The following is a 22995-nucleotide window of genomic DNA, read 5'->3' as shown; positions in this document are numbered from 1 at the left end:
TGACGGGCGCCGTGTCGGAGTGCCGCACACCGTTGTACGGACCGTATGAGGGGTCCTCCCCCGCGAAGCCGCGGGGAGGGGCGGTGGGTTACACCATCAGGGAGCGGTCCGTCGGCTTGACCGGGTACGGGAGGGCGCTGGTGCCGGTCAGGTAGCGGTCCACGCCTCGGGCCGCCGAGCGGCCCTCCGCGATCGCCCAGACGATCAGGGACTGGCCGCGGCCGGCGTCGCCGGCCACGAAGACGCCGTCGGCGTTGGTCGCGTACGACGCGTCGCGCGCGACGTTGCCGCGCTCGTCCAGCTCCAGGCCGAACTGGGCCACCAGGCCGTTGGCCTGGTCCGTGCCCGTGAAGCCCATCGCCAGGGTGACCAGTTGGGCCGGGAGGACCCGCTCGGTGCCCGGCTTCTGCTCCAGACGGCCGTCCTTGAACTCCACCTCGGCCAGGTGCAGGGCCTGGACGTTGCCGTCCTCGTCGCCCTCGAAGTGGGTGGTGGAGACGGAGTAGATCCGCTCGCCGCCCTCCTCGTGCGCCGAGGTGACCTTGTACAGCATCGGGAACGTCGGCCAGGGCTGCCCCGTGGGCCGGTCCTCCGACGGGCGGGGCATGATCTCCAGCTGCGTGACCGAGGCCGCGCCCTGGCGGTGGGCGGTGCCCACGCAGTCCGCGCCCGTGTCGCCGCCGCCGATGACGACCACGTGCTTGCCCTCGGCCGTGATGGGGGGCGCCATGAAGTCGCCCTCCTGGACCTTGTTGGCCAGGGGGAGGTACTCCATCGCGAAGTGGATCCCGCGCAGGTCGCGCCCGGGAACCGGCAGGTCTCGGGAGACCGTGGCGCCGGCCGCGATGACGACCGCGTCGAACCGCTTGCGCAGGTCGGTCGCGGTCAGGTCGCGGCCGATCTCGATGCCGGTGCGGAACTTGGTGCCCTCCGCGCGCATCTGCTCGATGCGGCGGTTGATGTGCACCTTCTCCATCTTGAACTCGGGGATGCCGTAGCGCAGCAGGCCGCCGATGCGGTCCGCGCGCTCGTACACCACCACGGTGTGGCCGGCCCGGGTGAGCTGCTGGGCCGCGGCCAGGCCCGCGGGGCCCGAGCCGATGACGGCCGCCGTCTTGCCGGACAGCCGCTCCGGCGGCTGCGGGGTCACGTTGCCGTTGTCCCACGCCTTGTCGATGATCGAGACTTCGACGTTCTTGATCGTGACGGCCGGCTGGTTGATGCCGAGGACGCACGCCGACTCGCACGGAGCGGGGCAAAGGCGGCCCGTGAACTCCGGGAAGTTGTTCGTGGCGTGCAGGCGCTCGGAGGCCGCCGACCAGTCCTCGCGGTACGCGAAGTCGTTCCACTCCGGGATCAGGTTCCCGAGCGGGCACCCGTTGTGGCAGAACGGGATGCCGCAGTCCATGCAGCGGCCGGCCTGCTTGCTGATGATCGGGAGCAGCGAGCCCGGGACGTAGACCTCGTTCCAGTCCTTCAGCCGGTCGGCGACCGGACGGGAACAGGCGGTCTCGCGCCCGGTGGTGAGGAAGCCCTTCGGGTCAGCCATTGGTCGCCGCCTCCATCATCTTCTCCGTGGTCTCGGACTCCGAGAGTCCGGCCAGCTCAGCGGCGTCCTTGGCGGCGAGCACTGCCTTGTACGTGGTCGGGATGATCTTGCTGAAGCGGTCCGCGGAGACGGACCAGTCAGCCAGGAGCTTCGCGGCCACGGTCGAGCCGGTCTCCTCCTCGTGGCGGCGCACCACATCGTGCAGCCACTGCTTGTCGGCGTCGGAGAGGGCTTCCACGGCGCCCGTGTTGCCGACGTTGACGTTGTTGATGTCGAGGTCGACGACGTACGCGACGCCGCCCGACATGCCGGCCGCGAAGTTGCGGCCCGTCTCGCCGAGGACGACGGCGCTGCCGCCGGTCATGTACTCGCAGCCGTGGTCGCCCACGCCCTCCGAGACGACCAGGGCACCGGAGTTGCGGACGCAGAAGCGCTCGCCGGTGCGGCCGCGCAGGAACATCTCGCCGCCGGTGGCGCCGTAGCCGATGGTGTTGCCGGCGATGGTCGAGTACTCGGCGAGGTGGTCGGCACCGCGGTCCGGGCGGACCACGACCCGGCCGCCCGAGAGGCCCTTGCCGACGTAGTCGTTGGCGTCGCCCTCCAGGCGGAGGGTGACACCCTTCGGCAGGAAGGCGCCGAAGGACTGGCCGGCCGAGCCGGTGAAGGTCAGGTCGATGGTGTTGTCGGGCAGGCCCGCACCGCCGAACTTCTTGGTGACCTGGTGGCCGAGCATGGTGCCGACGGTCCGGTTGATGTTCCGTATGGCGATCTGGGCGCGGACCGGCTGGGCCGTCTCGGCGGAGTCGGCGTTCAGCGCGTCGGCCGCGAGCTCGATCAGCTCGTTGTCGAGGGCCTTCTCCAGGCCGTGGTCCTGCTCGATCAGGGCGTGGCGGACCGCGCCCTCGGGCAGCGCCGGCACGTGGAAGAGGGGCTCGAGGTCGAGGCCCTGCGCCTTCCAGTGCGTGACGGCATTGCTGGTGTCGAGGAGCTCGGCGTGGCCGACGGCCTCCTCGATCGTACGGAAGCCCAGCTCGGCGAGGATCTCGCGGACCTCCTCCGCGATGAACTCGAAGAAGTTCACGACGAATTCGGGCTTGCCGGAGAAGCGGTCGCGCAGGACCGGGTTCTGCGTGGCAATGCCGACCGGGCAGGTGTCCAGGTGGCAGACGCGCATCATGATGCAGCCGGAGACGACGAGCGGCGCGGTCGCGAAACCGAACTCCTCGGCCCCGAGCAGCGCGGCGATGACGACGTCGCGGCCGGTCTTGAGCTGGCCGTCCGTCTGGACCACGATGCGGTCGCGCAGGCCGTTGAGCAGCAGGGTCTGCTGGGTCTCGGCGAGGCCGAGCTCCCAGGGGCCGCCCGCGTGCTTGAGCGAGGTCAGCGGGGAGGCGCCCGTACCGCCGTCGTGGCCGGAGATGAGGACGACGTCCGCGTGGGCCTTGGAGACACCCGCGGCGACGGTGCCGACACCGACCTCCGACACCAGCTTCACGTGGATGCGTGCTGCCGGGTTGGCGTTCTTGAGGTCGTGGATCAGCTGAGCCAGGTCCTCGATGGAGTAGATGTCGTGGTGCGGCGGCGGGGAGATCAGGCCGACACCCGGGGTCGAGTGCCGGGTCTTGGCGACCCACGGGTAGACCTTGTGGCCGGGCAGCTGGCCGCCCTCGCCGGGCTTGGCGCCCTGCGCCATCTTGATCTGGATGTCGTCCGCGTTGACCAGGTACTCGGAGGTCACACCGAAGCGGCCGGAGGCGACCTGCTTGATGGAGGAGCGGCGCGCCGGGTCGTACAGGCGGTCCGGGTCCTCGCCGCCCTCACCGGTATTGGACTTGCCGCCCAGCTGGTTCATGGCGATGGCGAGGGTCTCGTGCGCCTCGCTCGAGATGGAGCCGTACGACATGGCGCCGGTGGAGAAGCGCTTGACGATGTCGGCGACCGACTCGACCTCGTCGATGGAGATCGACGGGCGGTCCTGCGTCTTGAAGCCGAAGAGGCCGCGGAGCGTCATGAGGCGCTCGGACTGCTCGTTCACCCGGTCCGTGTACTTCTTGAAGATGTCGTACCGGCGGTTGCGGGTGGCGTGCTGGAGGCGGAAGACCGTCTCCGGGTCGAACAGGTGCGGCTCGCCCTCGCGGCGCCACTGGTACTCGCCGCCGATCTCCAGCGCGCGGTGCGTGGCCGCGGTGCCGGAGGCCGGGTACGCCTTGGCGTGGCGGGCGGCCACCTCCTTGGCGATGACGTCCAGGCCGGCGCCGCCGATCTTGGTGGCGGTGCCCTGGAAGTACGCGGCGACGAACTCGTCGTTCAGGCCGACGGCCTCGAAGACCTGGGCGCCGCGGTAGGAGGCGACGGTGGAGATGCCCATCTTGGACATGACCTTCAGGACGCCCTTGCCGAGCCCGTAGATCAGGTTCTTGATGGCCTGCTCCGGCTCCAGGCCGGACAGGAACGTACCGGCGCGCAGCAGGTCCTCGACGGACTCCATGGCGAGGTACGGGTTCACGGCGGCGGCGCCGTAGCCGATGAGCAGCGCGACGTGGTGGACCTCGCGGACGTCGCCGGCCTCGACCAGCAGGCCCACCTGGGTGCGCTGCTTGGTGGCGATGAGGTGGTGGTGCACGGCGGAGGTGAGCAGCAGCGACGGGATCGGTGCGTGCTCGGCGTCCGAGTGGCGGTCCGAGAGGACGATCAGGTGGGCGCCGTTCGCGATGGCCGCGTCGACTTCGCCGCGGATCTCCTCGAGGCGGGCGGCCAGAGCCTCGCCGCCGCCGGAGACCCGGTAGAGGCCGGAGAGGGTGGCGGCCTTCATGCCCGGCATGTCGCCGTCGGCGTTGACGTGGATGAGCTTGGCCAGCTCGTCGTTGTCGATCACCGGGAAGGGCAGGGTGACGCTGCGGCAGGACGCGGCGGTCGGCTCCAGCAGGTTGCCCTGCGGGCCCAGCGAGGACAGCAGCGAGGTGACGAGCTCCTCGCGGATGGCGTCCAGCGGCGGGTTGGTGACCTGCGCGAAGAGCTGCGTGAAGTAGTCGAAGAGCAGCCGGGGGCGCTCGGACAGGGCCGCGATCGGGGAGTCCGTGCCCATGGAGCCGAGCGGCTCGCCGCCGGTACGGGCCATCGGCGCGAGGATGACGCGCAGCTCTTCCTCGGTGTAGCCGAAGGTCTGCTGGCGGCGGGTGACCGAGGCGTGGGTGTGCACGATGTGCTCGCGCTCGGGCAGGTCCGTCAGCTCGATCTCGCCGGTCTCGAGCCATTCGGCGTACGGGGCGGCGCCGGCCAGCTCGGCCTTGATCTCGTCGTCCTCGATGATCCGCTTCTGGGCGGTGTCGACGAGGAACATCTTGCCGGGCTGCAGGCGGCCCTTGCGGACGACCTTGGCCGGGTCGACGTCGAGCACGCCGACCTCGGAGCCGAGGACGACGAGGCCGTCGTCGGTGACCCAATAGCGGCCGGGGCGCAGACCGTTGCGGTCGAGGACCGCGCCGACCTGGGTGCCGTCGGTGAAGGTGACGCAGGCGGGGCCGTCCCAGGGCTCCATCAGCGTGGAGTGGTACTGGTAGAAGGCACGGCGGGCCGGGTCCATGGAGGTGTGGTTCTCCCACGCCTCCGGGATCATCATCAGCACGCTGTGCGGCAGCGAGCGTCCGCCGAGGTGCAGGAGCTCCAGGACCTCGTCGAAGGAGGCCGAGTCGGAGGCGTCCGGGGTGCAGATCGGGAAGATCCGCTCCAGCGCGCCGTCTCCGAAGACGTCCGAGGCCAGCTGGGACTCGCGGGCCTTCATCCAGTTCCGGTTGCCCTTGACCGTGTTGATCTCGCCGTTGTGCGCGACGAAGCGGTACGGGTGGGCCAGCGGCCAGGACGGGAAGGTGTTGGTCGAGAACCGCGAGTGGACCAGGGCCAGCGTGGAGGCGAAGCGGCGGTCGGAGAGGTCCGGGAAGAAGGGCTCGAGCTGGCCGGTGGTCAGCATGCCCTTGTAGACGATGGTGCGGGCGGAGAGCGACGGGAAGTAGACCCCGGCCTCGCGCTCGGCGCGCTTGCGCAGCACGAAGGCCTTGCGGTCCAGCTCGATGCCGCTCGTGCCTCCCCCAGAGCCTTCGGCCTGGGAGGTGCCCCCACTGACGAAGAGCTGGGAGAAGACCGGCATGGTGGCGCGGGCGCCGTTGCCGAGCAGGTCCGGGGTGACCGGGACCTCGCGCCAGCCGAGAACCGTCAGGTTCTCCTCGGCGGCGATGGCCTCGATCTGCTCCACGGCGACGGCCTGTGCGGTGCCGTCGGCGGGGAGGAAGGCGATGCCGACGGCGTACGCGCCGGCCTCGGGGAGCTCGAATCCGGCCACCTCGCGCAGGAACGCGTCCGGGACCTGGGACAGGATTCCGGCGCCGTCGCCCGAGTCCGGCTCGGATCCGGTGGCACCACGGTGCTCGAGGTTCCGCAATACGGTCAGCGCCTGCTCGACCAGCGTGTGGCTGGCCTCGCCGCTGAGGTTGGCCACAAAGCCGACGCCGCAGGCGTCGTGCTCGTTGCGCGGGTCGTACATGCCCTGCTGGGCGGGGCGACCGTCCATGGGCGACCAGGCGGTGGTGCTGAGGCCGGTCGCGGAGTGCGTGGATGCGGAACGCATCGGCTCTCCCGTCGTCGTCGTGGCATATGTGCGTGCCGAGGGACGACGTTGGCCCTCTGCGAAATTTCGTGCAGGTTACATGATGACGGCAATCCCGAGAAGCGGATACGGCGTTTCACCATGCGGACACCGAACGCAGCAGAAAGTGCAGATCTGGAGACGTTCAGAGACTCAGACGTTCGCAGCGGGCGGGCATCATTGCCCTGCGCGCGGCGCCCTGGTCTGATGCCCGGCGGACACGGAACCGAAACCGCCGGGTAATGGATTACTTATGTCACGGGCTGCATAGTGTCTCACTACTTGCGCGGTCAGCCTACGGCTCCGCCGATCCAGGTTCCCAGGACGTACGTCACACCCGCGGCCGCGCCGCCCAGCAGCAGCTGCCGCAGACCGCTGTACCACCAGGTCCGCGCGGTGACCCGGGAGACCACCGCGCCGCAGGCGAAGAGCCCGGCCAGCGCGAGCAGCACCGCGGGCCAGAGCGAGGTGGCACCGAGCAGGTACGGCAGTACGGGCAGCAGCGCGCCCAGCGCGAAGGAGCCGAAGGACGAGACCGCGGCGACCATCGGCGACGGCAGGTCGTCCGGATCGATCCCGAGCTCCTCGCGGGCGTGGATCTCCAGCGCCTGGTCGGGGTCGCGGGACAGCTGCATCGCGACCTCGCGGGCGAGCGCCGGCTCGACGCCGCGCGATACGTACAACTCGGCCAGCTCCTCCATCTCGTCGATGGGGTGCTTGCGCAACTGCTGACGCTCTATCTCGAGTTCGGCGAGGACCAGCTCGCGCTGCGAGGCGACGGAGGTGTACTCGCCGGCCGCCATCGAGAAGGCTCCGGCCGCGAGGCCCGCCAGCCCGGTGATCACGACGGTCTGCGGGGCGACGGCGCCGCCGGCCACGCCGGTCATCAGCGCGAGGTTGGAGACGAGCCCGTCCATGGCACCGAAGACGGCCGGCCGCAGCCATCCGCCGTTGACGTCACGGTGGGTGTGGTTGTCGCGGTGCGCGGTGTGCAGCGGTGCTTCGATGTCGATGATGGACATGCCCGGCGTCTCCCCTTTTGTGCGAGCGGGTACGCGGAACCACGCCCTGCGCGACGCGCAGGCGCCCACTCCCCCTGAACACCTCGAAACTACGCACGATTTCTGCCGCCCGCCAGCAAGGAAGGCCGTACTTACCTGGGGTTTCGCGGGTCGGCGACCGGGTGACGGGGGCCTGGGCAGGGTGTTTCGCGGCGAGCGACAAACCATATGTCATGGCACAAATCCCCCAAGGGCTCATGATGAGCCCCATCCAAGTGGGAGAGGCGCCGCCATGGAGCTGATGAAGCAGATTGCATGCAATCCGCAGGTCCTCCTCGAACGGGCCAGGGGCGCTCTTCTGGGCCTCGCGGCGGGTGACGCGCTCGGCGCCCCCGCCGAGAACATGAAGCCCTCCGAGATCCGGGCGAAATGGGGCCGCATCGAGGGCTTCGTGTCGGAGGACCCGGCGGGCACCGACGACACCGAGTACGCGATCTTCTCGGGGCTGCTGCTGGCCCGCCACGGGTCGGCGCTGACCGTCTCCCACGTCGAGCGGGCCTGGCACCACTGGATCGCCGACCTCGACGAGGGGCCGTTCCGCGGGGCGGGCTTCAGCGAGCGCGGCACTCTGGAGAACCTCCGCAGGGGGCTCGCGGCCCCCATCTCCGCGCAGCACCGCCACGCCTGGTCGGACGGCCTGGCGATGCGGGCGGCGCCCTTCGGGGTGTTCGCGGCGGGCCGCCCGGCGGAGGCCGCCCGGCTGGTCGCGATCGACGGCTCGGTCAGCCACGACGGCGAGGGCATCTACGGCGGCCAGGCGGTGGCGGCCGGCGTCGCCGCGGCGATGGCGGGCGGCTCGCCCGCCTCCGTCATCTCGGCGGCCCTCTCGGTCATCCCCTCCGACTCCTGGACGGCCCGCTCGCTGCGCCGGGCCGTCACGGCGGCCCCGCGCGGGGAACGGGCGGTGCGCTCCGCGGTGGTGATCGGCGGCTACCCGTGGACGGACCTGGCGCCGGAGGCGGTGGGCCTGGCGTTCGGCGCCTTCGCGGCATGCGGCGGCGACTTCCCGTCGTCGGTCCTGACGGCGGTGAACATGGGCCGCGACGCGGACACCACGGCCGCGGTGGCGGGCGCCCTCGCCGGCGCCCTGTCGGGCGTCGCCGCCATCCCGGCCGCCTGGGCGGCGGCGATCGGACCGGTCCGGGGCAGCTGCCTCCCCTCGATGCGGGGCTACCACGTCCTGGACATCGCGGACCTCCTCACCCCGGAATCCGAGACCCCCCGATGACGCCGGAGTCGCCCCGACCGGAACGGGGCTCACCGAAACCGGACTCCGCCCCGGCGGCCGGGGGCCCGGCGCACTCCGCCCCGGCGGACCGGCCCGGCCCGGGCGCAGCCTCCGCGCCGGGCCGGGGGGCCTGGGGCCTGCCCCCGGTTTCGGGAACGGGCGGGGTGGGGGAGCTCACCGACCCCGCGCCGCCCCCGCCCGGCCCGGGCTGCGGCCCGCGCGCCGAGGTCCTCACCGCCCCGGCCGCGATGGCCGGGGCCGGAGCTGCCCCGGCGGCGGGACCGACCGCGAGCGCGGGCGGGCGCGCCGCAGCGGGCGGACCCGCGGGCGGATCCGCCCGGGGCGGCGGCAGGCCGCACGCGCAGGTGCGTACCGACCCCGCAGGGGCCGCGCAGGTCCGCACCCCCCAGCCCTCCGCCGGGGCCCGCCGGATCGAGGGGTTGCTGCTCGGGCTCGCCGCAGGCGATGCCGCCGGGTGGCCCGCCGCCCGGCACCGGGCCAGCCGCATGCCCGAGTGGACCCGCCGCCTCACCCGCGAGCTCGACACCTTCGCCGAGCAGAACCAGACCACGACCCTCCCCGTGCCCATCGCCCTGAACCAGCCCCCGGAACCCCTGCGCCTCGGCCCCTCCGACGACGCCGAATGGGCTGCCTTCGCCGCCGAATCCGTGCTCACCGCGGCCGGCGTGCTGCTCAGCGACCTCAGCCGGTCCCGCCGGATGCGGGCCGCCATCGACCTCGCCTGGAACGCCCTGGCCAGCGAGATCGCCGCTGCGGCCGAGCGCGCCCCCGAGGTGGAGTCGGCCGTGCTCCCGCTGCGCGCCCGCATCTCCGTCCGCGCCGGCCTCGGCAACCTCGCCGCCGGCCTGCGCCCGCCCGCCACCGGTCACGACAACCCGCACTACTTCGACGACGCCGCCTGCATCCGCGCCTGCGTCCTCGCCGTCGTCCACCCCGGGGACCCGGCCGCGGCCGCGGACCTCGCCGAGTTCGACGCCCGCTACACCCAGGACGGCGACGGGGTCCACGGCGCCCGCGCCATGGCCGCCGCCATCGCGGCCGCCCTCGCCGGCGCCGACACCGACACCGCCGTCGACGCCGCCCTCGGCCAGCTCCCCGAGGCCACCGAGATCGGCCGCAACGCCCGGCACGCCGTCAAGCTCGCCCGTACCCACAGTGACGGGGATGGCGCCTTCGCCATCGTCCCCACCCTCGAGCACGAGATCGTGGACCACGTCTACAGCTACGGCATCGCCGCCGCCGAGACCGTCCCCGTGGCCCTCGCCCTCGCCACCGCCGCCCGCGGCCGGGCCGCCGAGGCCGTCCCGGCCGCGGCCTGCCTGTCCCGCGTCGCGGACTCCGCCCCCGCCCTCGCCGGCGCGCTCACCGGCGCCCTCGGCGGCGGCGACTCGATCCCCGCCGCCTGGCGCGAGGCCTGCCGCACCCTCTCCGGCTGCGCCCTCCCCCGCCTCGCCGGCACCGATCTGATCGAACTCGCCGCGCTGCTCGCTCGTACGGAACTCACCTCACCCAAGGGATGATTCGGACATGACGCTCACTCTCGAAGACCGGGCGGCGGGCTGCCTCGTCGGAGCCGCCGTCGGTGACGCGCTCGGCGGTCCGGTGGAGGGCTGGTCCCCGGACCGGATCGTGGAACGGCACGGCGGCCGCGTGCACGGCATCGTCGGCCCGTGGCACGAGGACTGGCGCACGGCCCGCCCCATCGCGCCGTACCACAAGGGCGACGGCCACGTCACCGACGACACCCTCATGACGCATGCGCTGGTACGGGTCTACGAGGCCGTACGGGACCACCTCGACGCCTACGCGATCGCCGACCACCTGGTCCCGGACCTGATGACCAACCCGCGCTGGATCCCCGAACTCGAGGCCGAGGCCCTGCCGCTCCAGCGGATCTTCCTGGCCGAGAAGTGGATCGTGACCCGGCTGCACTACGCCCACGCGGACCCGCGCGAGGCGGGCAACGGCAACATCGTCAACTGCGGTGCGGCGATGTACATGGCGCCGGTCGGCATCGTCAACGCGGGCAACCCGGCGGGCGCGTACGCGGAGGCGCTGGACGCCGCCGGCGCGCACCAGTCCTCGTACGGGCGCGAGGCGGCGGGCGTCTTCGCGGCGGCGGTCGCGGCGGCGTGCGTGCCGGGGGCGACGGCGTCCTCGGTGGTGGACACGGCCCTGGCGCTGGCCAAGGACGGCACGCGGGCCGCCATCTCGGCGGTGTGTGAAGTCGCTTCGCACCACCGGGACTTCGAGTCGGCCCTGGCCCCCCTCCGGGCGGCCGTCGCCCCGTACGACTCGGTCGGCCCGGACTACCGCTCCCCCTCGCTCGGCGCCCGGCGCCCGTCCCGCCTCCACTCGATCGAGGAGCTCCCGATCGCGCTCGGCATGCTGATCGTCGCCGACGGTTCGTACGAGGGCTCGGTGCTCGGAGCCGTCAACTACGGCCGGGACTGCGACTCCATCGCCACGATGGCGGGGGCGATCGCCGGAGCCCTGTCCGGCGTCTCGGCGGTCCCGGCGGCCTGGGCCAAACAGGTCGCCGAGGCCAGCCGCCTCGACCTGCACGCCCCGGCGTCGGCACTGGCCGCGGTGACCCGCGAGGTCTTCGCCCTGGACCACGCCCGCCGCCGCGCCCACGAGTCGGCCTTCACCTCGATCGCCGCCCCGCAGTGACCGGCACCCCACCCTGCGATTCCGCCACGGACGCGGCCGCGACCCCCGGCGGCGGTTCGGCTGCAGTGGTACGGCTCAGCTGGGTGCAGCCCGAGGACCTGGTCGGGCACGAGCTGCGGCAGGCCGCCGAGGACGGGCGGGACGCGGAGCCCCTGCTCCGCGCCTGGCTCGCGGCCGGCGGCCACCCGGCTCCCGGCCGGGCCGGCGCCTCCACCGCCCCGGCCCCGCCGGAGCTCCGCGCCCTGGCGTCCCGGCTCCTGACCGAACTCGAAGGCCTCCCCTCCCCCTCGGCCCGGGACGAGCCGACCTCCTGGCCGGCCATCACCGCCACGTGGACCGCGACGCCGGTCCACGCCGGCCATCGGGCCGACCCCGGGCTGCGGGAGCGGCTCGAGCGGGCCTGGGTGGGGCGGGCCGTGGGGTGCGTGCTCGGGAAGCCCGTGGAGAAGCTCCCGCTCGAGGGGATCCGGGCCCTGGCCCGGGCCGCCGGGAACTGGCCCCTGGACGACTGGTTCACCGAACACGGCGTCCCCGCGGAGCTGCTGGCCGCCCACCCCTGGAACCGGCGCTCCGCCGCCACCTCCCTCGCCGAGAACATCGACGGCGCCCCCGAGGACGACGACCTCAACTACCCGCTCCTGAACCTGATCCTGCTGCGCCGCCACGGCAAGGGCTTCACCACCGCCGACGTCGCCCGGCTCTGGCTCGACGAGCTCCCCGCCGGCCGGACCTTCACCGCCGAGCGCCTCGCGTACCGGAACCTGCTGCTCGGGCTCGGGCCCCCGGCCACCGCCACCCACCACAACCCCTTCCGCGAATGGATCGGCGCCCTCATCCGGGCCGACGTCCACGGCTGGACCAACCCCGGCGACCCGGCCGCCGCCGCGGCCCAGGCGTACCGGGACGCCGCCCTCACCCACACCGGCAACGGCGTCTACGCCGCCCTCTTCACCGCCGCCGCCATCGCCGAGGCCGCCGGCGGCCGGGCCGACGTCCACACCGCGCTCCGGGCCGGACTGGCCGTCGTACCGCCCCGCTCACGCCTCGCCGAGGCCGTCCGGCACGCCGTCGACACCGCCGCCCGCCACGCCGACGCCGGCTTCGACCGCGTCGTGGACCACCTGCACGCCCGGTACGGGCACTACCACTGGGTCCACGCCATCCCCAACACCGCCCTGATCGCCGCCGCCCTCACCCACGCCGACGGGGACTTCACCCACTCCGTCTGCCGTGCGGTGTCCGGCGGCTGGGACACCGACTCCAACGGGGCGACCGCCGGCTCCCTCGCCGCGCTCGTCGACCCGAACGGCGTCCCGCACCGCTGGTCCGCCCCCCTCAAGAACCGCCTCGCCACCACCGTCCCCGGCTTCGACGGCATCGGCTTCGACACCCTCGCCCACCTCACCGCACAGGAGGCAGCCCGCCCATGACGGCCATCGCCGTGCTCGGCAGTACCAACATGGACCTCGTCGCCTACGTCCCCAAGGCCCCCCGCCTCGGGGAGACCGTCACCGGCCACGAGTTCCGCACCGTTCCCGGCGGCAAGGGCGCCAACCAGGCCGTCGCCGCCGCCCGCTGCGGCGGGGAGGTGGTGATGATCGGCGCGGTCGGGGCCGACGAGTTCGGCGTACGGCTGCGCTCCGCGCTCGCCGCAGCCGGGGTCGAGACGGCGGCCCTGCGCACCGTCGAGGGCGCCAGCGGCACCGCCCACATCACCGTGGACGACGAGGGCGGGAACAGCATCATCGTCATCCCCGGCGCCAACGCCCACGTCACCGGCCTGGAGGCGGGCGACGGCTCCCGTATCGGCGCCGCCGACTCGCTCCTCCTCCAGCTCGAACTCCCGCTGTCCGCCGTCCTCGCCGGCGCGCTCGCCGCCCGCGCCCACGGCGTCCGTACGGTCCTCACCCCGGCCCCCGCCCAGCCGCTGCCCGCGGAACTGCTCGCCGCCACCGACCTGCTGGTCCCCAACGAGCACGAGGCCGCCGCCCTGACCGGCCTCACCGACCCGTACCAGGCCGCCGAGGCCCTGCTCCACGAGGTCCCGGAGGTCGTCATCACCCTCGGCGCGGCCGGGTCCCTGTACGCCGCCCGCGGGCGCGAGCCGCTGACCGTGCCCGCGCCCCGGGTCCGGGCGGTGGACACCACCGCCGCCGGGGACACCTTCGTCGGCGCGCTCGCCGTGGCCCTCGGGGAGCACCGGCCCATGCCGGAGGCGCTGCGCTGGGCGTCGGCGGCGGCCGCGCTCTCGGTCCAGCGCCCGGGAGCCCAGGACTCGATGCCGACCCGCGCCGAGACGGACGCCTTCGCCGCGACGGCGGCCGGTCCCGGGGCCGGGACCGGCCGCTCCTCCGGAGCCGCCTCATGACCCCCGACGGGCCGCCCGGGGCCGGGGCCGACGGCGGATCCGCGGCCGGGCCGCTGGCCGGGATGCGGGTGCTGGACCTCGCCACGCTCTTCGCCGGGCCGCTCGCCGCCACCCTGCTCGGGGACTTCGGCGCCGACGTCGTCAAGGTCGAGCACCCGCAGCGCCCGGACCCCTCGCGCGGCCACGGCCCCGCCAAGGACGGCGTCGGCCTGTGGTGGAAGCTGCTCGGCCGGAACAAGCGGACGATGACCCTCGACCTGTCCACCCCCGGCGGGCGCGACACCCTGCTGCGGATGGCCGCCACCGCCGACGTGGTCATCGAGAACTTCCGTCCCGGAACCCTCGAGAAATGGGGCCTGGGCTGGCCCGAGCTGTCCGCCGCCAACCCGCGGCTGATCCTGACCCGCGTCACGGCCTTCGGCCAGCAGGGCCCGTACGCCCACCGCCCCGGCTTCGGCACCCTCGCCGAGGCGATGAGCGGCTTCGCCGCGATCACCGGGGAGCCGGACGGCCCGCCCACCCTGCCGCCCTTCGGCCTCGCCGATTCGATCGCCGCGCTGACCACCGCGTACGCGGTGATGACCGCGCTCGCCGGCCGCGACCGCAGCGGCCACGGGCAGGTGGTGGACCTGGCCATCATCGAGCCGATCCTCACCGTGCTGGGCCCGCACCCGCTCTGGTACGACCAGCTCGGCTACGTCCAGCCGCGCACCGGCAACCGCTCCACCAACAACGCCCCCCGGAACACCTACCGCAGTGCGGACGGGCGCTGGCTGGCTGTCTCCACCTCGGCCCAGTCCATCGCGGAGCGCGTCATGCGGCTCGTCGGCCGGCCCGAACTGATCGCCGAGCCCTGGTTCGCGACCGGCTCCGGCCGGGCCGCCCACGCTCCCGTCCTCGACGAGGCCGTCGGCGGCTGGATCGGGCGCCACAAGGCCGCCGACGTGGTCGCCGCCTTCGAGGAGGCCCAGGCCGCCGTCGCCCGGGTCTACGACGTACGGGACGTCATGGCCGATCCGCAGTTCGCGGCCCTCGACACCGTCACCGAGGTCGAGGACCCCGAACTCGGCCCGCTCCGGATGCAGAACGTCCTGTTCCGGCTGTCCGAGACCCCCGGCGGGATCCGCTGGGCGGGCCGCCCGCACGGCGCGGACACCGACGCCGTACTCACCGAACTCGGCCTGTCCGAGGCCGAGATCAGCGCACTCCGGATGGAGGGGGCCCTGTGATCCTGACCTGGCTCTACGTACCCGGCGACCGCCCGGAGGTCGTCGCCAAGGCCCTGCACTCCGGGGCTGACGCCGTCATCGTCGACCTCGAGGACGCGGTGTCGGCCTCCCGCAAGGAGTACGCCCGCGCCGCCACTGCGGAACGGCTGGCCGAGCGGCCCCCGGTCCCGGTCTTCGTCCGCGTCAACGCCCTGGACTCCCCCTGGGCCGGCGCCGACCTCACCGCCCTGACCGGGCTGCACGGCCTCGCGGGGCTGCGGCTGCCGAAGGTCTCGGCCCCGCAGCAGATCTCCGCGGTCGCCGACCGCACGGGCGGGGTGGCCCTGCACGCCATGCTGGAGTCGGCGCTGGGCGTGGAGCGCGCGTACGAGATCGCCCGCGCGCACCCCGCCCTGCGCGGGCTCTCCCTCGGCGAGGCCGACCTCCGCGCCGATCTGGGCATCAGCGCGGAGGCGGGCCTGGACTGGCCGCGCTCCCGGGTGGTGGTCGCAGCCCGGGCGGCGGGGCTGGCCCCGCCCGCGCAGTCGGTCTTCCCCGACATCCGGGACCTGGAGGCGCTGGCCGTCTCCTGTGCCCGCGGCCGGGCTCTGGGCTTCCTGGGCCGGGCGGCGATCCACCCGCGCCAGCTGCCGGTGATCGAGCGGGCGTACCTGCCCGCCCCGGAGGAGGTCACCGCCGCCCAGGAGATCGTCGCGGCGGCCCGCCGCACCCCGGGCGCGGTGGCCCTGCCGGACGGCCGCTTCGTCGACCCTGCGGTCCTGGCGGGCGCGGAACGGGTCGTCGCGCTCGCCCGCCGGGAATGACGGCCGCGCCCCCGGCCGGCCGGATGGCCGGGGCGTCGTCGGTGGAACCGAAGACGGGAGGGGCGCCGCGCGGTGGCGCGGCGCCCCTCCCGTGTGATCCGGACGACCCGGTCAGAGCTTCTTGGCGGCCTTCGGAGCCTCGGCGTCGGGCTTCGGCTCGGAGTCCTCGGCCTCGGTGGTGGCCGGGGTGTCCGCGCCGGCGTCCGCCGTCTTGTCCGCGTCCTCGACGGCCTTGCCTTCGCCTGCCTTGCCCTCATCGGTCTTGGTCGCCGGGTCGGATGCCGCGGGTCCGCGGTCCGGCTCCACGACCTCCTCGCGGCCCGGCCGCAGCTTCGCCGACAGCACGAGATAGACCACGGCCAGGACGAAGACCACGATCGAGGTCCACACGTTCAGCCGGAGGCCCAGGATGTGGTGGGCCTCGTCGACCCGCATGTACTCGATCCAGCCGCGGCCCACGCAGTACGCGGCGACGTACAGGGCGAACGCCCGGCCGTGGCCCAGCTTGAAGCGGCGGTCTGCCCAGATCACGAGCGCGGCGACGCCGAGGCACCACAGCGACTCGTACAGGAAGGTCGGGTGGTAGGTACCGGCGACCCGGTTGGGGCCGTCGCTGATCTCGACCGCCCAGGGCAGGTCGGTGGCCCGCCCGTACAGCTCCTGGTTGAACCAGTTGCCCCAGCGGCCGCAGGCCTGGGCCAGCGCGATACCGGGTGCCAGGGCGTCGGCCCAGGCCGGCAGCGGGATCCCGCGCAGGCGGCAGCCGATCCAGGCGCCCACCGCGCCCAGCGCGATGGCGCCCCAGATGCCGAGGCCGCCCTCCCAGATCTTGAAGGCGTCGACCCAGTTGCGGCCCTCGCCGAAGTACAGCTGGTAGTCGGTGATCACGTGGTACAGGCGACCGCCGATCAGTCCGAACGGCACGGCCCACACCGCGATGTCCGCGACCGTGCCCGGCTTTCCGCCGCGCGCGATCCACCGCTTGTTGCCGAGCCAGACGGCGACGAAGACGCCGATGATGATGCAGAACGCGTAGCCGCGCAGCGGGATCGGTCCGAGATGGATCACGCCGGTCGACGGGCTGGGGATATAGGCAAGGTTCATGGCAGTGCCGACGCTACCCTGCCGGGCGGTACGGACCGCAACCCGCCCGGCAACCTGGCGCCAAATCGAGACGGGACTCAGGGGGTGTCCGCGGCCCCCTTCGCGACCCCGGCCGATCCGGCCCGCGACCCCGTCGAGGACGACCCGGACATGCCCGGGGAAGTGGACGAGGACTTCACCGAGCCCGGCGAAGAGCCCGGCGAAGAGGCCGACGGCGACGCGGACGCCGCGCCCTTCGCGCCCTTCCCGGAGGGGCTGGGCGAGGCGGACGGCGAGGAGCTCGCGCCCCCGGTGCCCTTCGCGGTGCCCTCCACCTGCTCCTTGAGCTTCTGCGGGGTGATGGGGTTGGCCTGGTCGGCGAAGAGGTCCTTGCCGTTCAGCAGCACGGTCGGGGTGCCCTTGAACTTCCCGGCGTGGAAGGCCTCGAAGGACTTGTTCACCCAGCTGTTGTGCGTCCCGTCCTCGACGCACTTGCGGAACTCCGGGGTGTCCAGCCCGTCCACCTTGGCGGCCAGCTCCAGCAGCTTGGCGTTCTTCCCGTAGGCGTCGTCGACCTCCTGCGGCTGGTTCTCGAACAGGACGTCGTGGTACGCCGCGAACTTCCCGGCGTCCTGCGCGCAGGCGGCGGCGTTCGCGCCCTTCAGCGAGCCGCTGCCGCCCATGTTCCCGTCGATCAGGGTGACGATGTGGTAGTCGACCTTGAGCAGCCCCTTGGCCTCCAGGTCGTGGACCGTGTCCCGGTAGTTGGTCTCGAAGGACTTGCACGCCGGGCAGCGGAAGTCCTCCCACACCGTCAGCGTGGACTTGGCCTCGGGCTTGCCCGTCTGGATGGCGAGCGCGTCCTTGCCGGTGGCCCCGGAGGGAGCGGTCACCGGGCCTCCGCCGGCGGACTTGTCGCTGCCGGTGTTGGCCGCGATCAGGCCGACGACGGCCGCCAGGCCGAGGACGCCCACCACGGCCGACGCCACGATGAGGGTCCGCCGCCGCTTTTCCCTCTTCTTCTCGCGCTCACGCTCCACCTGGAGCCGCTCGCGGGCCGATCGTTTCGCTTCGCGGTTCGCACCGTCGTTCATCTCGCTCACGTTCGGCCAAACGAAGCGGGGAGGCACTCGCGTGCCTCCCCGCCCCCACTTCCACCCGATCGGACTACAGAACCCGATCAAGGGTTCGCGCCGTCAATCGAACGCGTACGTCAGCTCCTGCGTACGCCTTCCGCGAGCTCGCCCGCCAGCGCCCGTACGGCGGCCAGCCCGGCCGGCAGGTCCGGCGCGTCCAGCAGCAGTTTCACGAACGCCGAGCCGACGATCACGCCGTCGGCGAAGCCGGCGACCTCCTTGGCCTGCTTGGCGTTGGATACGCCGAGGCCGACGCACACAGGGAGCCCGCGGCGGGCACCAGCGGTGGCGCGAGTACGCCGGACCAGCTCCTGGGCCTCGTGGCCGACCGACTCGCGGGTGCCGGTGACGCCCATCAGCGAGGCGGCGTAGACGAAGCCCGAACCGGCGGCCGTGATGGTCGCCAGGCGCTCGTCCTTGCTGCTCGGAGCGACGACGAAGACGGTCGCCAGACCGTGCTTGTCGGCGTGCTCACGCCACAGCGCGGACTCCTGGACCGGCAGGTCGGGCAGGATGCAGCCCGCGCCGCCCGCCGCGGCCAGCTCGGTGGCGAACCGCTCGACGCCGTAGCGGTCGATCGGGTTCCAGTACGTCATCACCAGCACCGGGGCCCCGGTCGCCGCGTGGGCCTCGCGCACGGTGCGCAGCACGTCGGCGATCTTGACGCCGCCGCGCAGGGCGATGTCGTCGGCGGTCTGGATGATCGCGCCGTCCAGGACCGGGTCGCTGTGCGGGAGCCCGACCTCGACCACGTCCGCGCCGCCCGCGATGACGGCCTTGACGGCTTCGATGCCGCCGTCGACGGTCGGGAAGCCGGCGGGAAGGTAGGCGACGAGGGCCGCGCGGTCCTCGGACTTCGCCTTGGCGAGGGTGTCGCTCAGCAGCTGGATGCGCCCGGTCTTCTCGCTGGCGTTGCTCACTTGTTCTCCCCCTCGGTGTTCCCGCTGTTCTCCGTGCCGTCGTACAGCCCGAAGTAGCGGGCCGCCGTGTCCATGTCCTTGTCACCGCGGCCGGACAGGTTGACCACGATCAGCCCCTCCTTGCCCAGCTCCTTGCCCAGGTCGAGGGCGCCCGCGAGGGCGTGTGCCGATTCGATCGCCGGGATGATGCCCTCGGTGCGGGAGAGCAGGCGCAGGGCCTGCATCGCGGCGTCGTCGGTGACCGCGCGGTACTCGCCGCGGCCCGAGTCCTTGAGGAAGGAGTGCTCCGGGCCGATGCCCGGGTAGTCCAGACCGGCCGAGATCGAGTACGGCTCGGTGATCTGGCCCTCCTCGTCCTGGAGGACGTACGAGCGGGAGCCGTGCAGGATGCCCGGCTCGCCGGCGGTCAGCGTGGCCGCGTGCTCGCCGGTCTCGACGCCGTGCCCGGCGGGCTCGAAGCCGACCAGGCGGACGCCGGCGTCCGGGATGAAGGCGTGGAAGAGGCCGATGGCGTTGGAGCCGCCGCCGACGCAGGCCGCGACGGCGTCGGGCAGCCGGCCGGCGCGCTCCAGGATCTGGCGGCGGGCCTCGACGCCGATGACCCGGTGGAAGTCGCGGACCATGGCCGGGAAGGGGTGGGGGCCTGCGACCGTGCCGAAGAGGTAGTGGGTGCGGTCCACATTGGCGACCCAGTCGCGGAACGCCTCGTTGATGGCGTCCTTGAGGGTCCGGGAGCCGGACTTCACCGCGATGACCTCGGCGCCCAGCATCCGCATCCGGGCCACGTTCAGGGCCTGGCGCTGGGTGTCGATCTCGCCCATGTAGACGGTGCACTCGAGGCCGAAGAGCGCGCAGGCGGTGGCGGTGGCCACGCCGTGCTGGCCGGCTCCGGTCTCGGCGATGACGCGGGTCTTGCCCATGCGCTTGGTGAGCAGCGCCTGGCCCAGCACGTTGTTGATCTTGTGCGAGCCGGTGTGGTTGAGGTCCTCGCGCTTGAGGAAGATCCGGGCGCCGCCGGCGTGCTCGGCGAACCGCGGCACCTCGGTGAGGGCACTGGGCCGGCCGGTGTAGTTGACCATCAGGTCGTTGAGCTCGGCCGCGAAGGCCGGGTCGCCCTTGGCCTTCTCGTACTCGGCGGCGACCTCGTCCACGGCGGCGACGAGCGCCTCCGGGATGAACTTGCCGCCGAAGTCGCCGAAATAGCCCTCGGCGTTGGGGACGTGACCCTCCGGGTCCGGAATGAAGAACGAGCTGCTGGACATGCCCAGTACTCCTACGGGTGCGATGGGATGGATGCACCGTATTGCGCTGCAGGCCCGCCGCACGCGCACCCCGCTGCGGGGTGGGGGATGCGTACGGACGCAGCGGCCCGCGCCCGGAGCCGGCGGCTCGGGGCGAGAGGCCGTAAGCGAGCACCGCGCGGGGCGGTACGCCGGGCGGCGTCGGGTGACGACGTCAGGCGTACCGGACCGGGACGGCCCTCGTTACAGCGCGCCTGTGGTGCGCCATCGCATGCCGTTGACCTGTCCGGGCTCGGAGCCGATCACGTACCTGACCCGCCGCCCGTGCACCCGCCGGGCCGGGGCGCGGCAGCCGCGGGGGCGGCAGCCGCGCGCCAGGGGCGCGTGCGCCGTCGGCACGCCGGCCGGGCCGCGGCCCGGTCGGGTGCGGACGGAGGGGCGGTTGGGGGCCATGGAACGGGTCAGCTCCGTCCGTGGCGCAGGGCGGGGTGGGCGCCGGCGGCGACGAGGTCGGCCACGGCCGACTTCGGGTCGCGTCCGGTGACCAGGGACTCCCCGACGAGGACGGCGTCGGCGCCCTCGTTGGCGTAGGCGATCAGGTCGTGCGGCCCGCGGATGCCGGACTCGGCAACCTTGACGATGTGGGCCGGGATCTCGCCGACGACGCGCTCGAAGGTGGAGCGGTCGACCTTGAGGTCCTTGAGGTTGCGGGCATTGACGCCGATGATCTTGGCGCCGGCTGCAACCGCGCGCTCGACCTCGTCCTCGTCGTGGACCTCGACGAGCGGAGTGAGCCCGATGGACTCGGCCCGCTCGATGAGGGAGACGAGGGCCTCCTGTTCCAGGGCCGCGACGATCAGCAGCACGAGGTCGGCGCCGTAGGCGCGGGCCTCCCACAGCTGGTACGCCGTGACGATGAAGTCCTTGCGCAGGATCGGGATGTCCACGCGCGCGCGGACGGCCTCCAGGTCGGCCAGCGAGCCGCCGAAACGGCGCTGCTCGGTGAGGACGGAGATGACCGCCGCACCGCCCGCCTCGTAGTCGGCGGCGAGTCCGGCGGGATCCGCGATCGCGGCCAGCGCGCCCTTGGAGGGGCTGGAGCGCTTGACCTCGCAGATCACCTTGACGCCGTCGCCACGCAGGGCTGCGACGCCGTCCTTGGCCTGGGGCGCCTTGGCGGCACGCTCCTTGAGCTCGTCGAGGCTCACGCGGGCCTGCCGTTCGGCAAGGTCTTCGCGGACCCCTTCGATGATCTCGTCGAGCACACTCACGCGAGCGGCCCCCTTCCGGGTCGATGACGGTCGGCCGCCTTGCAGACACGTACAACTGCAAGGTCAGCAATCAAATGGTATCCGCAGGAGGCCTTGCGCTCCGCACGCGGTTGACGACGTCCCAATCACTGGACATTCGGAATCCGGGATTCATATGGGCCCCGGGCAGGCCAAATGCAGGCCTCAGGGGGCCAGGGCGGATCCGAACGGCATGTTTCGGACCACCACGAAAACCAGCGTCAGCACCCCGACGGCCCACCAGTACGGCCGCCGCAGGGCGAAGCGCGGGGCCGGGCCGCCGCGGTAGGCGCGAACCAGCCACAGGACCATGAAGCCGGCGAAGGCGAAGTAGCCGACGACGGCCAGGGCATTTGCCCCGAAAGCGGTGATCAGATCGCCGTGGGCGAACGCGTGCGCACTGCGCAGCCCGCCGCATCCGGGGCACAGAATTCCGGTCAGTCGAAAGAGCGGGCAGACCGGATAGTGGCCGGGTTCATTGGGATCCACGGCGCCCACGTACGCAAAGGCCAGGGCCGCCGAGGCCAGCGTGAGCGCCGGCACGGCCAGCCGCCGGGCGCGGCTCGGCGGCTGCGCGGGCGCGGGCGGCACGGGCGCGGGCCCAGGCACCGCGAAGGGGCTGCGTGAGGCGTCGTCCACCCGCTGATTCTCTCCGCTCATGACGAAAGGCGCAGCCCCACGGGGCCGCGCCTTTCGAAGGTGTACACCGGTACTCGCACCTTGGCGGTACTCAGACCTTGGCGGCGGCCTTGTTGGCGGCGATGACCACGGCCAGGTCGTCGTGGGCGGCCTTCGGCGCGCCCATGCCCGCGGCCTTCATCGCCAGGCCCACCACACCGCCGAGCGCGACGACGACGAGACCGGCCCAGAACCCGAGCGGGTTCGCGATCACCATGAACGCGCCGGAAATGCAGAAACCGATGACGGCGATGATGACACCGGTCCAGGCGGCCGGGGTGTGTCCGTGGTCAGTGCCCGCCATGAGTTGCTCCTCGTTTGCTCTGTCGCAGGGTGTTCAAAAACGCGGTCTGTGTCGAATGCTCGGTGCCCATTGTCCCGCACCGTGCGCGGTGCCTGGTCAGCGGGTCGGGTCCTCGCCGCGGTCGAGGGCCTTCCACAGGTCCTCGGGCCGGTCGGGGTCCACCGACGCCGCCTTGCGGGCCCGGGGGCTGCCGTCCCGCTCGTAGCGGCCGCCCATCGCCGGCCAGCTGCGGCCGAAGCGCAGGGCCAGCAGCCCGGCGACCAGGATCAGGGCCGCGCCGGCGGCCGTGATGTACGGCCAGGCCGTGTGCGTCAGCGCCCCCACCTGCGCCGCGGTGTCCGCGGTCGTACGGGCCGCCTGCGCGTCCAGCGCCTGCCGGTCGTCGGCGGCCAGCACCGCGGAGACGGCCGCGCCCAGGCCGCTCAGCGCGAGCAGCCCGGAGACCAGCAGCCGGCTCCTGCCGCGTACGGCGAACACGGCCACGAGGGCCGCGAGGCCCACGATGGCCAGGGCCGCCGGGAGCCCGGTCACGGCCCGCCCGTCCGCGGTCAGCGGCAGCGAGCCGCCCCCCACGGCGGCGGTGCCGCGGGCCCAGACGCGGCCGGAGGCGAGCAGGACGACGGTGGCACCGAGCGCGCCGAGCAGCAGGGCGACGGCCACGCTGCGGCGGCCGCCGCGGCCGGCGCCACCGTCCGCAGTGTCTGCGGCGCCGGCGGAGGGGGCGTCGGTGTCGTTTCGGGGTGGGGGTACGGCACTCACGTACCCCACTATCC

At 73.2% G+C, this 22995-nt stretch carries 19 protein-coding genes; 7 read left to right on the top strand and 12 right to left on the bottom strand.

Going from position 1 to position 22995, the window contains the following annotated elements:
• Positions 1–88 precede the first annotated feature (88 nt).
• From AB0M76_RS25060 to AB0M76_RS25050, 3 genes are all read right to left on the bottom strand, one after another.
• On the bottom strand, positions 89–1549 hold the full coding sequence (locus AB0M76_RS25060; protein WP_365954976.1) for a glutamate synthase subunit beta: 1461 nt from the start codon (positions 1547–1549) through the stop codon (positions 89–91).
• The gene (gene gltB / locus AB0M76_RS25055) at positions 1542–6113 is read right to left on the bottom strand and encodes a glutamate synthase large subunit (protein ID WP_365955025.1); all 4572 of its coding nucleotides are present in this window, start codon (positions 6111–6113) and stop codon (positions 1542–1544) included. Before gltB ends, AB0M76_RS25060 begins: the two co-directional genes overlap by 8 nt.
• 365 nt (positions 6114–6478) lie before the next feature.
• The gene (locus AB0M76_RS25050) at positions 6479–7210 is read right to left on the bottom strand and encodes a VIT1/CCC1 transporter family protein (protein ID WP_365954975.1); all 732 of its coding nucleotides are present in this window, start codon (positions 7208–7210) and stop codon (positions 6479–6481) included.
• Positions 7211–7490: 280 nt separating this feature from the next.
• Here AB0M76_RS25050 and AB0M76_RS25045 point away from each other — a divergent pair, with 280 nt between their 5' ends.
• The 7 genes from AB0M76_RS25045 (at position 7491) to AB0M76_RS25015 (ending at position 15571) form a co-directional block, all read left to right on the top strand.
• On the top strand, positions 7491–8477 hold the full coding sequence (locus tag AB0M76_RS25045; protein WP_266667986.1) for an ADP-ribosylglycohydrolase family protein: 987 nt from the start codon (positions 7491–7493) through the stop codon (positions 8475–8477).
• Between the two features lie 248 nt (positions 8478–8725).
• Positions 8726–10018 carry an ADP-ribosylglycohydrolase family protein gene (locus tag AB0M76_RS25040; protein ID WP_365955024.1) on the top strand — a complete coding sequence of 431 codons (1293 nt, stop codon included), beginning with the start codon at positions 8726–8728 and terminating at the stop codon, positions 10016–10018.
• A 7-nt stretch (positions 10019–10025) separates the two neighbouring features.
• Positions 10026–11171: an ADP-ribosylglycohydrolase family protein gene (locus AB0M76_RS25035; RefSeq protein ID WP_266667982.1), complete on the top strand. Its 1146-nt coding sequence runs from the start codon at positions 10026–10028 to the stop codon at positions 11169–11171.
• Positions 11172–11236: 65 nt separating this feature from the next.
• Positions 11237–12601: an ADP-ribosylglycohydrolase family protein gene (locus AB0M76_RS25030; protein WP_365955023.1), complete on the top strand. Its 1365-nt coding sequence runs from the start codon at positions 11237–11239 to the stop codon at positions 12599–12601.
• Positions 12598–13539, top strand: a complete 942-nt coding sequence (rbsK, locus tag AB0M76_RS25025) for a ribokinase (RefSeq protein WP_365954974.1) — start codon at positions 12598–12600, stop codon at positions 13537–13539. The genes AB0M76_RS25030 and rbsK overlap by 4 nt, the downstream gene beginning before the upstream one ends.
• Positions 13536–14768 (top strand): CoA transferase, encoded by a 1233-nt coding sequence (locus AB0M76_RS25020; RefSeq protein WP_365954973.1) that lies wholly within the window; start codon positions 13536–13538, stop codon positions 14766–14768. Before rbsK ends, AB0M76_RS25020 begins: the two co-directional genes overlap by 4 nt.
• Positions 14765–15571: a CoA ester lyase gene (locus AB0M76_RS25015; RefSeq protein ID WP_365954972.1), complete on the top strand. Its 807-nt coding sequence runs from the start codon at positions 14765–14767 to the stop codon at positions 15569–15571. The genes AB0M76_RS25020 and AB0M76_RS25015 overlap by 4 nt, the downstream gene beginning before the upstream one ends.
• A 111-nt stretch (positions 15572–15682) precedes the next feature.
• Here AB0M76_RS25015 and lgt read toward each other — a convergent pair whose 3' ends face one another.
• From lgt to AB0M76_RS24970, 9 genes are all read right to left on the bottom strand, one after another.
• Positions 15683–16675, bottom strand: coding sequence for a prolipoprotein diacylglyceryl transferase (gene lgt, locus AB0M76_RS25010; protein ID WP_365954970.1), 993 nt, complete (start codon positions 16673–16675; stop codon positions 15683–15685).
• Positions 16676–16752: 77 nt separating this feature from the next.
• Entirely contained in the window at positions 16753–17748 is a 996-nt protein-coding gene (locus AB0M76_RS25005; protein ID WP_365954969.1) for a thioredoxin domain-containing protein, read from the bottom strand.
• Between the two features lie 119 nt (positions 17749–17867).
• Positions 17868–18710 carry a tryptophan synthase subunit alpha gene (gene trpA / locus AB0M76_RS25000; protein WP_365954968.1) on the bottom strand — a complete coding sequence of 281 codons (843 nt, stop codon included), beginning with the start codon at positions 18708–18710 and terminating at the stop codon, positions 17868–17870.
• A complete protein-coding gene (trpB, locus tag AB0M76_RS24995) occupies positions 18707–19972 on the bottom strand; it encodes a tryptophan synthase subunit beta (protein ID WP_365954967.1) in 1266 nt (421 codons plus the stop codon). Before trpB ends, trpA begins: the two co-directional genes overlap by 4 nt.
• 222 nt (positions 19973–20194) lie before the next feature.
• A complete protein-coding gene (locus AB0M76_RS24990) occupies positions 20195–20404 on the bottom strand; it encodes a tryptophan synthase subunit(beta) (RefSeq protein ID WP_266667968.1) in 210 nt (69 codons plus the stop codon).
• Between the two features lie 8 nt (positions 20405–20412).
• Positions 20413–21222: an indole-3-glycerol phosphate synthase TrpC gene (gene trpC / locus AB0M76_RS24985; RefSeq protein WP_266667966.1), complete on the bottom strand. Its 810-nt coding sequence runs from the start codon at positions 21220–21222 to the stop codon at positions 20413–20415.
• Between the two features lie 183 nt (positions 21223–21405).
• Entirely contained in the window at positions 21406–21900 is a 495-nt protein-coding gene (locus tag AB0M76_RS24980) for a DUF2752 domain-containing protein (protein WP_365954965.1), read from the bottom strand.
• Between the two features lie 70 nt (positions 21901–21970).
• Positions 21971–22222 (bottom strand): HGxxPAAW family protein, encoded by a 252-nt coding sequence (locus tag AB0M76_RS24975; RefSeq protein ID WP_365954964.1) that lies wholly within the window; start codon positions 22220–22222, stop codon positions 21971–21973.
• 96 nt (positions 22223–22318) lie between these two features.
• Positions 22319–22990 carry a TIGR02234 family membrane protein gene (locus tag AB0M76_RS24970; protein ID WP_365954963.1) on the bottom strand — a complete coding sequence of 224 codons (672 nt, stop codon included), beginning with the start codon at positions 22988–22990 and terminating at the stop codon, positions 22319–22321.
• Between the last annotated feature and the right edge of the window lie 5 nt (positions 22991–22995).

It is taken from the genome of Streptomyces sp. NPDC051364, assembly GCF_040682115.1.
Classification (GTDB): Bacteria; Actinomycetota; Actinomycetes; order Streptomycetales; family Streptomycetaceae; genus Streptomyces.
This window is presented reverse-complemented; position numbering and strand designations above follow the sequence as displayed.